The 14,364-nt window shown below is 48.8% G+C and carries 13 protein-coding genes; 9 read left to right on the top strand and 4 right to left on the bottom strand.

Translation table 11 applies throughout. The features are described 5' to 3' along the window. Window positions 1-101 precede the first annotated feature (101 nt). From ACN4EK_RS15045 to ACN4EK_RS15035, 3 genes are read right to left on the bottom strand one after another with little or no spacing between them, the layout of a single operon-like run. Complete coding sequence (locus ACN4EK_RS15045) at window positions 102-1,109, bottom strand: sodium:calcium antiporter (RefSeq protein ID WP_431658795.1); 1,008 nt, start codon at window positions 1,107-1,109, stop codon at window positions 102-104. A 9-nt stretch (window positions 1,110-1,118) separates the two neighbouring features. Beyond that, window positions 1,119-2,192 (bottom strand): AI-2E family transporter, encoded by a 1,074-nt coding sequence (locus ACN4EK_RS15040; protein ID WP_431658794.1) that lies wholly within the window; start codon window positions 2,190-2,192, stop codon window positions 1,119-1,121. Beyond that, window positions 2,189-2,482, bottom strand: a complete 294-nt coding sequence (locus tag ACN4EK_RS15035; protein ID WP_431658792.1) for a hypothetical protein — start codon at window positions 2,480-2,482, stop codon at window positions 2,189-2,191. Before ACN4EK_RS15035 ends, ACN4EK_RS15040 begins: the two co-directional genes overlap by 4 nt. Before the next feature lie 153 nt (window positions 2,483-2,635). Here ACN4EK_RS15035 and ACN4EK_RS15030 point away from each other — a divergent pair, with 153 nt between their 5' ends. The 3 genes from ACN4EK_RS15030 (at window position 2,636) to ACN4EK_RS15020 (ending at window position 6,306) form a co-directional block, all read left to right on the top strand. After that, window positions 2,636-3,442, top strand: coding sequence for a bacteriorhodopsin (locus ACN4EK_RS15030; RefSeq protein WP_431658790.1), 807 nt, complete (start codon window positions 2,636-2,638; stop codon window positions 3,440-3,442). 41 nt (window positions 3,443-3,483) lie between these two features. Next, window positions 3,484-3,642 (top strand): hypothetical protein, encoded by a 159-nt coding sequence (locus ACN4EK_RS15025; protein ID WP_431658789.1) that lies wholly within the window; start codon window positions 3,484-3,486, stop codon window positions 3,640-3,642. A gap of 627 nt (window positions 3,643-4,269) precedes the next feature. Continuing rightward, window positions 4,270-6,306 (top strand): hypothetical protein, encoded by a 2,037-nt coding sequence (locus ACN4EK_RS15020; protein ID WP_431658788.1) that lies wholly within the window; start codon window positions 4,270-4,272, stop codon window positions 6,304-6,306. Between the two features lie 93 nt (window positions 6,307-6,399). Here ACN4EK_RS15020 and ACN4EK_RS15015 read toward each other — a convergent pair whose 3' ends face one another. Beyond that, window positions 6,400-6,573 (bottom strand): hypothetical protein, encoded by a 174-nt coding sequence (locus ACN4EK_RS15015; RefSeq protein WP_431658787.1) that lies wholly within the window; start codon window positions 6,571-6,573, stop codon window positions 6,400-6,402. Window positions 6,574-6,973: 400 nt separating this feature from the next. Between ACN4EK_RS15015 and ACN4EK_RS15010 the strand changes: the two genes are divergently transcribed. From ACN4EK_RS15010 to ACN4EK_RS14985, 6 genes are all read left to right on the top strand, one after another. Further along, window positions 6,974-8,326, top strand: coding sequence for an aminotransferase class V-fold PLP-dependent enzyme (locus tag ACN4EK_RS15010; RefSeq protein WP_431658786.1), 1,353 nt, complete (start codon window positions 6,974-6,976; stop codon window positions 8,324-8,326). A gap of 236 nt (window positions 8,327-8,562) precedes the next feature. Next, complete coding sequence (locus tag ACN4EK_RS15005; protein ID WP_431658785.1) at window positions 8,563-10,677, top strand: catalase; 2,115 nt, start codon at window positions 8,563-8,565, stop codon at window positions 10,675-10,677. Window positions 10,678-10,739: 62 nt separating this feature from the next. Then, the gene (locus ACN4EK_RS15000) at window positions 10,740-11,213 is read left to right on the top strand and encodes an MgtC/SapB family protein (protein ID WP_431658784.1); all 474 of its coding nucleotides are present in this window, start codon (window positions 10,740-10,742) and stop codon (window positions 11,211-11,213) included. 67 nt (window positions 11,214-11,280) lie between these two features. Next, window positions 11,281-11,706, top strand: a complete 426-nt coding sequence (locus ACN4EK_RS14995; protein WP_431658783.1) for an MgtC/SapB family protein — start codon at window positions 11,281-11,283, stop codon at window positions 11,704-11,706. A 100-nt stretch (window positions 11,707-11,806) separates the two neighbouring features. Next, window positions 11,807-13,453: a hypothetical protein gene (locus ACN4EK_RS14990; RefSeq protein ID WP_431658781.1), complete on the top strand. Its 1,647-nt coding sequence runs from the start codon at window positions 11,807-11,809 to the stop codon at window positions 13,451-13,453. A 265-nt stretch (window positions 13,454-13,718) separates the two neighbouring features. Continuing rightward, on the top strand, window positions 13,719-14,360 hold the full coding sequence (locus ACN4EK_RS14985; RefSeq protein WP_431658780.1) for a TraX family protein: 642 nt from the start codon (window positions 13,719-13,721) through the stop codon (window positions 14,358-14,360). Window positions 14,361-14,364: the final 4 nt, after the last annotated feature.

Here is a 14,364-nt window from a genome sequence, read left to right as displayed (position 1 = left end):
AACTCTGGCAGCAGTTAATTTCCTATGGTGATTGTAGCTCTGGGGATGGGGGGCGATCGCACCAAGCTAGATTGATCAGAACTGTCACTCAGCCCCAGCGATTAGCCCCGGTAAATCATATACATGCCACCCAGGTAAAGCGTAATTAAGCCGACACCATCCCAGGTGAGATAGAGCCGCGATCGCTGAACAGCCCGGTAGATTAGACCCACTAAGGCGATTGCCGTCATCATCATGGCAACGATCGCCGTCATCACATGCACCGAATGATTGATGTGACTGAGTAGATTACCTTGCAAATAGGTCAGATCATAAATGGCGAGAATTGCCAGGTTAAATAGATTGGAGCCAAACAGATTAGAAACAGCCAAATCCACAGCATTCAACCGGATGGCAGCTATAGAGGCAACTAATTCCGGTAATGAGGTCGCGGCTGCCAGAAGCAAGGCTCCAACAAAACTTTGTCCTAACCCCGTGACGATCGCCACCTGTTCCCCCAACGATGCCAGCCAGATTCCCAACCCCACGATCGCGGCAGACAACATAGCAAAGGTCAAATACGCCCGTTTCGGTTTGATGTGGTTGTATTGAAACACTTCGGCTTCCTGTTGCAATACCTCTCGTCGCCGTCGGAGTTCAAATTTGGCGATTAAGCGGGCACTAACGAGGTAAAGACCTAACAGCACGAGACTGGGTAAGCCAAACCAGGCGATCGTTAACGGCGTATTTGCCTGAGCCAACAACATGCCACTGGCGGCAACACCCAGCATGACACAGCCTAACCCTGCCGCCAATCCGTGACTCGTCTCCGCTCGGTAAAGTAGCGGTTCTGGGCCAGTGAAAATATCTAAAATCGCCAGGAGTAACAGGTTAAATAAGCAACTCCCTAACACGCCTCCTACCGCTAAATCAGGCGCGTTAAACACGGCAACGGCACTGATTCCAGTGGCTAATTCGGGTAAGGAGGTTGCGCCTGCTAACAAAATCGCTCCGACCCAGTTACGCCCTAATCCGGTCTTTTCTGCCAGGACATCAGCACTTTGAGACAGTCGCGCTCCAATGACGATGACTAACCCGACACAAATGATCACCTGAAGGAGCAACACCATAAAAAGCGCCTATTTTGACCTGCTGATGGTTATGATACGTGGTTTTCTGGTTCTCCAAGGCGGTGTTTGTCGCCACTGGTCAAGAATATCTTTGAACACTGATTCTGTAATCCAGGTTTTCACAACCACAGTCAAGGGAATTGCCATGACTAACCCCAGGGGCCCGAAGAAGCTGGCGAAAAAGATCTGGGAAACCAGGGTAATCGCTGGCAACAACGCGACTTGCTTCGCCATGATGGTAGGAGTTAACCAGTAACTTTCAACATTTTGGATGGCAATGTAGAGAATTAATACCGCGATCGCTTTCCAGGGGGCATCCAACAGGGCGATCGACATGGGTATGACCACACTCAGGGTTGGTCCAATATTGGGAATGAAGTTGAGTAAGCCTGCCAGCACCGCATGGGCAAGCACCAGGGGCACTTGTAAGATCCAGAGTCCAATGCCGCTCAAAGCACCAATAAATACCATTTCAATTAACGCCCCGATCGTCCAATTTCCCAGTCCTTCAGCACAACGGGATAGAATTTGATTGGCACGACGGCGATAGAAGCCCGGAAAGCAGCGGACAAAGGTTTGCCGATAGGGTTTGGGATTAATCAGTAGCATTAATGTTAGAACCAATACCAGCAGCAGTTCTAAGACAGCGCTAATGGAATTGGAGAAAAAGGCAAAGGCGCGTTGCAACAGATTCATTCGTTGAACCTGTAATTGTTGCAGTAGCACATCAATCCCCGGAAATTCCGGTAGCCATTCGCCCGATCGCTCCCGTAACCAGTTAATCCCCTGTTCAATCCGTTCTAAGCCGATCGGAAATAGGGCAATCAAATCTTGAAACTGGGCAATAAAGGGGGGCACAATCAACCAAATCACACTCAAGAGCAGCGACAGCACAATGCCAACACTGAGGAGAGCCGCTGGAGTTCGCTTCATGCCGGTGTTTTGCAACAGCCGCACTAATTGGTTAATCGCCGTAGCCAGCACGATCGCCGTAAAGATCAGGAGCATCAGTTGCCGAATTTGCCAGATCACATAAACGGCTGCCACGATCGCCAGTAATCCTAACCACTGTCCCAGTCTCATGATTTGTCTTGACTCAAGAACGGCTTAACGCTGAGCAGAACCCGAATCAAGCCACTGATCGCCGCGATCGCCAATAAAGGCAGCAAATTCCACGCAATTGAAAACGGCACACGGGGAGGATTGTACCAGCGAATCAACCAGATTCCTGCCCCGCCAATTTCAAACGAAGGAACTTGAAAGATCAGCAGAAACAAAACTAATAATAGAGTGACTGAAATAATAACGATAAATGTGAGCAAGGATGTCCTGAACCACTGCCAAAGTCTACGGCGAATTTTGTTCTTTAGCATAAATATTAAAACGGTGAATGAACCCAATTCGCTTACTTCCTAGCCTTAGCAATAAATGTGACAGAAAGGTGACGACGACTCAAACACTTGTCATTTTCCTGTCACATTTATCCATCAGCGTAGAGAAGAAACCTGAATAGTTGGAGGTCTGCTATGGATTGGCAGGCGGTTCTGCATTGGGTATATGTGGCAGGAATGGCGATCGGGGCATTGCATTTTTGGGTGCTGAGCCGCGATCCCAAAGGTGTGCCACAGTACGAGTACTTGGTCGCCATATTTATTCCCATCTGGTCGGGCTTAGCCTATATGGCAATGGCGATCGACCAGGGTAAAGTTGAAGCGGCAGGACAAATCGCCCATTATGCCCGGTATGTTGATTGGATTGTGACAACCCCTCTGTTGTTGCTGGCACTGTCCTGGACAGCCATGCAATTCATCAAAAAAGACTGGACATTAATTGGCTTTTTAATCAGTACACAGGTTGTGGTAATTGCCACTGGGTTAATTGCAGACCTCTCTGAACGAGATTGGGTGCGTTACCTGTGGTATATCTGCGGCGTAGTGGCATTTCTGGTTGTCCTATGGGGCATTTGGGGCCCGCTGCGATCGAAATCCCAGAGCCAGGGGAGAGAACTTGCCGACTTGCACGATAAATTAACGATTTACTTTACTGTGCTTTGGATTGGCTATCCGATCTCCTGGATTATTGGACCGTCTGGCTTTGGTTGGGTTAATCAAGATATCGATACCCTACTATTCTGTGTCTTGCCTTTCTTCTCTAAAGTCGGATTTAGTTTCCTTGATTTGCATGGTTTACGCAGCCTCCGCAGTCGTCGCTCTGAAACAGGGCTCGATCGGGCGGCTGATCAAGTCCTATATTTCTTAGGCGGGATCACTGCGTTATGGAGACCCCAATCCAGCAGCAGACGGAGGAGCCGTCGTTTACCAGAAGGACTTTAACGTCCCACGTAAATTATTATCCATTGGAGGATGTATCAACCATGAATCGTAGTTTAGTTACTTTATTCGCAGTGCTTGGGGTTGCCCTCTTAATCGGTGCCTGTGGCCCAACGACGACTCCGGTATCCCCCACCCCCGATGCCACTCAACCTACCGATCCAGCAGCAACACCGACACCAACGGCAACACCTTCTCCCTAGTTTGAGCGTCCGAATCAGGAGGATCTCGCAATGCGGCAGTCCCTCAGCGAACCATTACACTCTACAGTAGTGACCCAGGCTCACCCCGTAGAAACAACTACGTCTGGAACAGAGATCCCAGCTTCTGAACTCAGCCCTCCGGCTCTCAATGGCACTCTCTCAACTGAATCTTTAAGTTTGGTTGTACTGGGTGCATTTGTCTTAATTTATAGTGCCTTGTTCAGAAGATTACTTGAGCTAAAAACTGTGCAAACAGAGGTTCAGGATCCGACTAAAGTTCGTTGTAAGCACTGCCGCTTTTACTCCTCTAATCCCCATTTACACTGTGCAGTTCATCCTTCTAAAGTCTTAAAGTTTGAGGCGATATATTGCCCCGACTATTGTTCTAACTATGATGATTGCCCCGTACCATGATGCCGCTAGTCGATCGTCACTGGGCTTTGCTAATTATTTTTTATATGCAATTTTACATGTAATTGTAACAATTCATGTCACTTTCCCGTCACTTTCGCGATCGAAGCTAGAGATAACTGAGATTGCGTTGAGAGCAATTCAGGCGAGTGATCATGCCTGATTCAACCAGGTGTGATCAAACTCTGTGTGTAGACCCTGCTTCAGGAGGCATTTATGCGACTCCGCATTACGATGATTCTCGTTGCTCTCGTTGCTCTGGCGGGATTTCTGGGTTACCAGATGGAACTTGCCTTACCGAGTAGCCCCCCGGATTTAAGCGCAACCTACACGCCCCTGACCCAATCTGCCCCGCGTAGTGTGGGTGACTACGATGTGCTCGGTCAAGTGGTGAGTCAGGCAGAAGCCAATCAGTTACTTCAGACCGCAGCGGGACAGGAACGCCTGTCGCCGGAACAGGGTGCCGTTGAAGTCACTGAAGATCTGATTGATTTAGGACGAAACACGTTTTATCAAGAGACGTTTGGCAATGATGTTTTATTTACTGATGTCATCGGTATTCTGGATGGGCCGTTAGGGCTAGGCAAACTGTCAACGTCGATCCTGGCACTGAAAGGACAACCCACCTCCAATCTTCAGGTGACCCTGGATGAAACCGTCAAACTGGGCGATCGTACCTTTCCTGCCGGAAAGGTGATTAACACAGGTCTGGATGTAGCTAAAGATTCCCTAGTGCCCTTGGGGCTAGTCAATCACCTGGATCACGGCAAACTGCGGGTCGGGATTACCTGTGCGCTCTGTCACACAACTGTGAATGAGCAAACGGGACGGATCATGGAAGGGGCAACTAATACAGATATTAATCTGGGCATGTTGCTGGCGATGGCATCGAATTCGGCGGCACTATTCCGGCAAACGGATGTGAATCCCAATCAGATGCCATCCGGGGAGCAAACCTATCGGAATAGTGAAGGCGAACTGGCTCAGTTACCCGATCGCCAGGTGATGGAAGATGCGGTGGATGAGGCATTGCTCTCCTGGCCTCCCGGCAATTTTGTCTCCAATGGGGATTTGAAAAATAATACGGCAAAAGTGCCTTCTTCCTATACCCATGAGGCGTTTCCCTATGCCTGGAGTGGGGTAGCCTCGATCGGCTGGTTTCACGGCTTAACCACCCTCAATAATGCGGTATTTGGCTTGAATGCTGACCCCACTACGACCGCAGATGCAGCTCCAGGGGTGCTAGGCATTGATAAAGACCTGTATCTAGGCACAATGTTCCAGAATGCCCCCAGTTCCCACTACCGTCTACCTGAAGCCGCGCGTCCCTCTGAGTTTTTTGAGCAAGTTGATCCGACTCCCGATGCTCCAGGCATTAACTGGACGATCAAAATGCCGGAGTATCCCAAAGGAACGCTGTTTATGCAAAATGGCTTGATGGCAGCAACTCCCGGTCATCCGGTGGCGGCACAATTGAATGGCATGTCGGCATGGCAAAACACCCTGGCTCCTCCTCCCAATGACACGATTACAGATGTTGCCTCTGTGCAACGGGGAGCCAAGATCTTTGATAATGCTAACTGTGCGACCTGCCATAGTGGACGTTATTTCACCAATCACCGGGTAATTGCCCAACGGGAGATCAAAACCCAACCCGTTCGTGCCCCTGCTTCCAAAAAGTTTGCGGAGGAGTTTGTCCCACCCGATACCTATGCCCCGAATGTGCCAGTGCCGTTACCATCCGATCCTCAGGTGTTGTCCGTTCCAACCGATATTACCCCGGAAGCCGATATCAAACTTGCCTATGCTCAAAGTGATCCGGCGGGTGGCTATAAAGTCATGAAGCTGATTGGCGCTTACTTACATGCTCCTTATTTGCATGATGGTGGCGTTGCTGCCAGTGATACCGCGTTGCAACCAGAGGAGGATGGTTGGTACAGGATCGCGAAACCGGATCAGATTGGTATGGTGGGAACCTTGATGCAGGGCATTAAACCCGATGCCGCCGCGAGTTTACGCATGTTGCTCGATCGCTCTCTGCGTCAGCCGATGGTAGCAGCGAACCAAGCCAATGCGGATTTGCAGCGATCGAATGTCAGTGGTCAAGGGCACGAATATTGGGTGGATCAGCCAGCCGGATTTCAGCCGCAGGATCAGACGGATTTAGTCAACTTCTTGCTGTCACTGGATGATGATCCGATCGCGTTGCCCCCCTCAGTTGCCCAGGAACAGGCACAACCTCCAGCAGTTTAACGGATTTGCCAGACTACCAGATTGGTTGGAAGACAATTAGCCCCTGGAATTCCCTCATCCTGGGAACCTGGGGGCGATTTGATATTTACCCATCTAAGGATTCGCCAGTTGTTCGATCGAGGTAGATAATCGTTCTAGGGCTTCGGTTTGGCGTTCCAGTTGTTGAGTTTGTTTGTGCAGTTCTTCAACTTGTTTGCTATGAGAAAGGGCATCGCTGGTGTGGGGAATCACATATTCACATCCAGATAGAAAAATGCAAATCACCATAACGCATGTCAGGATATAACGCATTTAATTCTCTCCTAAACCGTTGATGACTGAAATTCTATTTGCATTGACAGCATAGCGATCGCGGAGCCTATCTGCATCGCTACCTTAATTAATCTATGCTAATGTTTCCCGTTTATTAGGATAACCATCTCTAGGTACAAGAACGATGCCAGGAACTTGGAACAATCAGTGAAGAGAAAAGTAATGGATTTAAGCGATCGCTTCTGTTCAGTTTTTCTTGGCAATGTGTCTCTCACACAGCGTGTCACTTTCCGGTCACATTTACCATCAATCTTGGAGATAGCGCCGCTTGATGTAATCTTTGCAGTTGGCAACGATCGCGTTTCTACTACTGGTAGCCGCAGAACGGGTAAGTGACCCTGTGGGAAGAAAGAAAATGACCTGGAAACGGAGAGATGTTTTAACCTCGATCGGCTTAGGGGCAACGGCAACAGTCATGACCCATCTTACAGGCTGTCAGGAGCATGGCGATCGCGATCGGGCGGCTGAAGCAGAACCGGAACCCACCTCGGAACGCTCCACGGCGATCGCCAGCGAACCACAAACACGACCCACCTCAGCCCAAGATGCGTCAGATCAATGGAGCTATGTTCGCGCTCAGTTTCAACTTGATCCAGCCCTGGTGCATCTAGCCGGACTACTGATTGCCTCCCATCCTCAGCCCGTACAGGACGCGATCGTCCGTTATCAGCAAGCCCTGAATGACAACCCAGCCGTTTATTTGGAAACGAATAATTCCCGCCTGGAATCTGAAGTTCGGCAGGCCGCCGCAACCTATCTGGGGGTGCGTCCACAGGAGGTGGCATTGACTGATAGCACCACAATGGGGACAGCGTTAGTGATCAATGGATTGCAAATTCGCTCCACCCAGGAAATGTTGACAACCGATTTTGACTATTACTCAACCCATGAATCTCTGCGCTACAAAGCCCAACGAACGGGGGCAGCCATGCGAAAAATTCCGCTCTACCAAACTATTCAGACGGTATCTGACGCTGAAATGGTCGATAGGCTGCTGCAAGCCATCCGACCTCAAACCCGATTGGTGACTGCGACCTGGGTTCATTCCAGTACAGGCTTAAAAGTGCCCATTCGTCAAATTGCCGATCGCTTGGCAGAAATCAATGCAGACCGAGATCCTGACGATCGGGCTTTGCTGTTTGTGGATGGGGTGCATGGTTTGGGGGTAGAAGCGACCGCGATCGCCGATTTAGGCTGTGATTTTTTCGCAGCAGGTACACATAAATGGCTATTTGCTCCCCGAGGTACAGGCATTCTCTGGGGCAGAGCCGCAAACCAAGCCGCCGTTACTCCCACCATTCCCACCTTTACGCGGGGAGCCGGTTGGGGCGGACGCATGACTCCGGGTGGCTTCAAACCCTTTGAACATTTGTGGGCAATGCAGCAGGCCTTTGTCTGGCATCAACAATTGGGCAAAACTCAGGTGCGCGATCGTATCTACAGCCTCAGCCAACAATTGAAACAGGGATTGGCACAAATGTCCCATGTGACTCTATATACCCCAATGGCACAAACCCTGTCTGCCGGAATTATTTGTTTTGATGTGCAGGGACTACGACCGCGAGAGGTGGTACGCCGGTTAGAGCAACGCCAGATCATCGCCAGTGATACGCCCTATTCCCCCTCCCATGCCCGCCTGACTCCCGGTGTCTACAATACTCCTGAGCAGATGGAGCAGACATTAAGCGCCATTCGGGACTTGGCATGACGCAGCATATCGTGACCGCAGGACTGCATGAATTAAACCACAGGACTGCTCCCTTTCCTGTCTTCACTGGGGGTGATTTTTCGATTAAAGTTATCAGGTAATGAAGGTAGCGATCGCTACATTGAGCTTGGTTTATTAGTTGAAAAAAGCATGTCACTTTCCTGTCACATTTGTCATCAAGCCTTGAAATAGCACAGGATGCATCCCTATCGCACCCTGTCGGAGGATGAGAGACTATGACGGGACAGAATGGTATGAATGAACACCGCAAAGACGAGCAATTGGAAACCTTTCGCCGCGAATCGGGTGAACATTTGACGACTAACCAGGGTGTTCGGATTGATGATACCGATAATTCTCTTAAAGCCGGGGAACGGGGTCCAACCCTGATGGAGGATTTTCATTTTCGGGAGAAGATGACCCACTTCGACCATGAACGGATTCCAGAGCGCGTGGTTCATGCTAGAGGATCAGGAGCGCATGGCTACTTCCAGGTTTATGAGTCGATGGCGGAATTTACCAAAGCCCGTTTCCTCCAAGATCCCGCCGTCAAAACGCCAGTATTTGTGCGGTTTTCGACCGTAGTGGGCTTTCGGGGATCGGCGGATACGGTGCGGGATGTGCGCGGGTTTGCCACCAAGTTTTATACCGAAGATGGAGTGTATGATCTGGTCGGCAATAATATGCCCGTATTTTTTATTCAAGATGGCATTAAGTTTCCTGATCTGGTGCATTCAATCAAACCAGAACCGCACCACGAAATGCCCCAGGCTTCCGCTGCCCATGATAACTTCTGGGATTTTATTTCCCTTGTGCCCGAATCGATGCACATGATTCTGTGGGTGTTGTCCGATCGCGCCTTACCCCGTAGCTACCGCATGATGGAGGGCTTTGGAGTACATACCTTCCGGTGGATTAACGAACAGGGGAAAGCTCGATTTGTCAAACTACACTGGAAGCCGATTCTGGGGATGCATGCCCTGGTTTGGGATGAGGTGCAGAAATTAGCCGGGAAAGATCCGGACTACAATCGCCGGGATTTGTGGGAAGCGATCGACATGGGCGATTATCCCGAATTTGAATTAGGGGTACAAATTGTTGAAGAAGAAGATGAACAGCAATTTGATTTCGATTTACTCGACCCGACTAAAATTATTCCCGAAGAATTAGTGCCTGTGCGACCCGTAGGTAAGATGGTGCTGAACCGCAACCCGGATAACTTTTTTGCGGAAACGGAACAGGTTGCCTTCCATCCCGGTCATGTCGTTCCCGGCATCGATTTTACCAATGATCCGCTGTTGCAAGGACGATTATTCTCCTACACAGATACCCAACTGATCCGTCTGGGCGGTCCCAACTTTGCCGAAATTCCGATTAATCGTTCCGTGTGTCCGGCGCACAATAATCAGCGAGATGGCTACATGCGGCAAACGATCGACAAAGGAGCCGTGAACTATTCGCCGAATTCGCGGGGAGGTGGTTGTCCGATGGCAAATCCCGATAACCTGCGAGCCTATACCCACTATGCCGAGAAGGTCGAAGGGCACAAGATTCGCAAACGCAGTGATAGTTTCCAGGAGCACTACAGTCAGGCAACTCTATTCTGGAATAGTATGTCTGATGCCGAAAAGGATCACATTGTCTCGGCGGCTCACTTTGAATTGGCAAAAGTGAATGACAAAGCGATTCGGCAACGGATGGTCGATCATTTCAATCATGTTGACCATGAATTTGCCAAACGAGTTGCCAAAGGCATTGGTGTACCGGAACCGACGACAGCAGCAGTACAGAACCACGGTCAGAGTTCTCCTGCCTTAAGTATGGAAAATACCCGTAAGGACTCGATTCAGAGTCGGCAGGTTGCGATTCTGGTCGCTGATGGGTTTAACCAGGCTCACGTGATGGAGATGCAGCAAGCTTTGCAAAATCAAGGGGCTAGAGCCAAAATCGTGTCTAAATTTGCCGGGATGCTGCGAAGTGCTGACGGTCAAGAACTGGAGGTAGATAAAACCTTTTTAACCAGTGCGTCCGTCATGTTTGATGCCATCTATGTTCCGGGTGGTCAGCCAAGTGTGGAAACCTTGAAGCAGCAGGGGGATGCGATTCACTTTATCAATGAAGCCTTTCGGCATGGCAAGGCGATCGCGGCAACCGGGGAAGGGGTAGAACTCCTGCAAGCTTCTGATATTGTGGGGGCTGACTTAGCCGATCAGGATGGGCGCATTTCTGCTGATAACGGTGTGGTTACTACCCGGCAGGGGGCAATTCAGGATGTCAGCCAACAGTTTATTGCGGCGATCGCGCAACATCGTCACTGGAACCGCACTCAAAAAGAACGTGTTCCTGCCTAAAGATTGACATCAGGTAAGGAGTTGTCAATAGTAAGGCAACTCCTTCACCAGGAGATCAAATTATGGAATGGTTACGATTTAGCCTGGGGCAACTGCTAATTGCGGTATTTAAAATTGCGGCGGCATTTTTACTGACCCTACCGATCGCGTGGGAACGGGAAAAATCTACGCGGATTATGGGACTCCGAACCTTTCCTCTAGTAGCTATTGCCAGTTGTGGCTATGTATTAATTGCTCTTGGTTTTATTGAACCCGATGAAAGCAATGCTCAAGCCCGCATTTTACAGGGGTTGATGAGTGGGATTGGCTTTATTGGGGGGGGTGCCATTTTAAAGGAAGGAGTGAATGTTCGGGGAACGGCAACCGCCGCCAGTGTTTGGTCAACAGGAGCATTGGGAGCCGCCGTAGCCTATTCGCAGTATGAGGTAGCAATCTTGATCAGTGTAGTAAACTATCTGACACTCCGCCTCCTGACACCGATCGAAAATCGGATGGGCAAACCCGATCGACCATCACCTGATCATTCCGATGAATAGTGGCTAAGGCTCGGTGAGTTATATGGAAGGGTTAAATTTCAACTTCAATCAATTTCTCACCAATGCTTTGAAGATCGTAATCGCATTTTTGCTGACCTTGCCGATCGCCTGGGAACGAGAACGACATACACGGAGTATGGGATTGCGTACCTTTCCCCTGGTTGCGGTCGCCAGTTGTGGCTATGTGTTAACGGCATTGGGATTTCTGGAAACCGATGAAAATGCTAAAGCCCGGATTATTCAAGGGCTGATGGTGGGAATTGGCTTTATTGGGGGGGGTGCGATCCTGAAAGAAGGGGTGAATGTTCGAGGGACAGCGACTGCTGCGAGTGTTTGGGCGATCGGGGCATTGGGAGCGGCAGTTGGCTATGGTCAATATGAAGTAGCCGTTTTAATGAGTATCGTCAACTATTTCACCTTGCGAGTATTAACCCCCATTGGACAACGGATTGACAGAATTGATCGATCGACACAGGATCAATCCGAACGATAGTAGCTGCTTAACAGCTTGGGCAAGAATACCATCACTTTTTCGTCACATTTGGTACTCATTGTAAGAATATATCCTTATTAAGTACCAGAATCTAACGACTGTGGAGACAGAAACGATTGCCAAAGAAAACTTGCTCGGTGCCGGACGATCGGGACAAGTTTATTTCGTCGCCGCTCCCGATCGGCCAATTGCCCGAAAAATTTTCCAAAGTCATGGATTAACTAAACTGGTACATTACCTATTTTGGGGTGTACCCAATCCTTATATCTGGAATGAAGATGCGATCCAATGTGCCTATTATCGCCGTAAACTTCTGGCAAAGTTAGTGTCATGCTGGTTTGGGGACAAATTGAAAGTAGCAGACGCGATCGCAATTGACTGGAATGCAAAATTTCAAGCCTATCAGTTGGATGCAGAATTCGTTTCTGGTAGGAGTGTGGCGCTCTGTCAACCGTTTACCCAGCGCCGGAGGCGAGAACTTCCAGTCTTAACTCACCAGATCATGCGTCCGCTCCAGCAACACTTGATTGCCTCGGGATTTGATGGGTTAGTCTGGCAGGCCGGTAAAGGAAATCCAGTTGCCCTCAACAATTTTCTATTAACCGACGTTGAACCGAGTGCAACTCAGGACATTCATTTATATCAGTTTGTTTGGATTGATTTAGAATCCGGTGTGCCAGCATTATTTCCCCTCAATATCCTCACTTTATTTTCGTTTTATCTTCCTAAAGCCTTCCAACATCGGCATCCTTTATTTGACGATGTAGATACTATTAAGTTGAAACGATATATTACTGAGCATCGCGCCACGATCGTTGAACGGTTGGGACAGCCACAGTATGCCGCGATCGAGAACTATACCGATCGTTTAGCTCAACACCAAACTGCCTGGAAAACCATGAGAGGAGTTGAGCAAAGTATCCAGTATCAACTGAAAACAGGCAAGCTCAGTCAACAACAGGCAGATTGGTACACTCGTCATTTACTGGCATGGTATGGCAGAGAAGCAATCCGGGCTGTAAAGAAAATAGCCCATAAGCTACTGTTTCTAGTGATTAAACTGCCGCTCAGATTGGGGCAGAGATTACGCCGTATCCCCTACCTCAACCTGCTCAAACATGCCTGGAAAACCCTAACCTCTCAACGATATCGGTTAACTGTAGTCAGAAATTCAATTCATAACCGAATTAATGTTTGGCAGGAGCGCCAGCAGCTCACCGATGCAGAAGCAAATTTCTTAATTGACCGCCTACAGCAAGAGCGTAGTAGCCATTATCTGGTTGATCTAAGCGTTTACCTGGCAATCAAAGTTATTATATTACTATTTGAAATTTCAGTTCTTCCTTTACTATTAGCAAAAGGAATAATTAACGAAGTGACATTTGGGCTATTTTTCTTCATTGATGGGCCAATTTTTCGCTCGGTCTATACTATTTATCGCATGATTCAATCCGCGATCGCAGGGTGTGAAATTCCCTGGGTTGCCTTTCTAGTCGGTCTAATTCCTTTGATTGGGAATCTGGGCTATGCCTGTCAGGTCATCTATTCAACGGCAGGTAAACAGGCGAAAGTTGCCCGGTTCATTGTTTACGATACCTTGACTCGCTTAGGTACCAAAATCCCGATTTGGGGAGGAAAAGACACCCTAACTGAACATACTTTCAATCGGTCAGCCTATTGGTTAATTCGCCGTTTGGAAACCTTGTTTGGTCATAAGCAGCGTCAGCGATCGCGCCCGATCAACTAAACCTGCTACTTAAACGTTTAATCATTAACATTATCAAGTTGATCGATTTACAGCAGTTTTCGCCCCCCTAGCCCCCCAATTTTGGGGGGAACAGGAGCCAAAGTCCCCCAGAATATAGCCTGACGGCATCGTAGAAAGGGGGCTTAAAGCCCTACGGGCATACCAGAAAAGGGGGCTGACCGAATTGACAAGTGTGGTGCATTCATTTGAAAACGGCTGTAAATCTTCGCCTAACCAGTCAAATCTGATTAATTTGAATCCCTATATGATGCTGAACAACTACAAAATTAAACTGTTGGCAGCGATTTTAATGCTCGTAGATCATATTGGAGCCGTTTTTTTTCCGGGCATTGTCATTTTTCGCATTATTGGACGCTTTAGCTTTCCCCTCTTCATTCTTCTGCTAGTTGATGGCGAAAAACATACCCATCATTTTGGGCAATATTGCCTGCGTCTACTGATACTGGGAATCCTATCTCAGCCGATCGTTTGGCTGTTATTTCTCGCGACTCATTGGAATATTTTGTTTACGTTGTTGCTGGGGTTATTGGGTTTACGGTTGGTTAGGATATTTCCCGAATGGCGATTGATCATTTGGTTAATCGGTAGTGCGATCGCCCAACTGCTGAATTTGGAATATGGTGCCTATGGCATTGTCGCGATCGCCTTAATTCATAATTTTCGGATGAGTGTGATCTGGTGGGCTGGGTGGATCGGACTACACCTGGGACTGCTGTTGATCTATCCCAATTTCGCGATCGCCCAATTGCCTGCCATTTTCGTGCCCTTTGTCTTAGAGGTTGCTAATCATCGCCGGGGGCAAAAAGCTCGCTGGTTTTATCTGTTTTACCCGTTACATTTATTCGGGCTTTGGCTGATTCATCAAGCGTTGGCTGTTTCCCTTTGACGAT

The organism is Pantanalinema rosaneae CENA516 (assembly GCF_050753385.1).
In the GTDB taxonomy this organism is placed as follows: domain Bacteria; phylum Cyanobacteriota; class Cyanobacteriia; order Leptolyngbyales; family Leptolyngbyaceae; genus Pantanalinema; species Pantanalinema rosaneae.
Note: the sequence above shows the minus strand (reverse complement) of the source record. Positions and strands in the feature narration are given on the sequence as shown.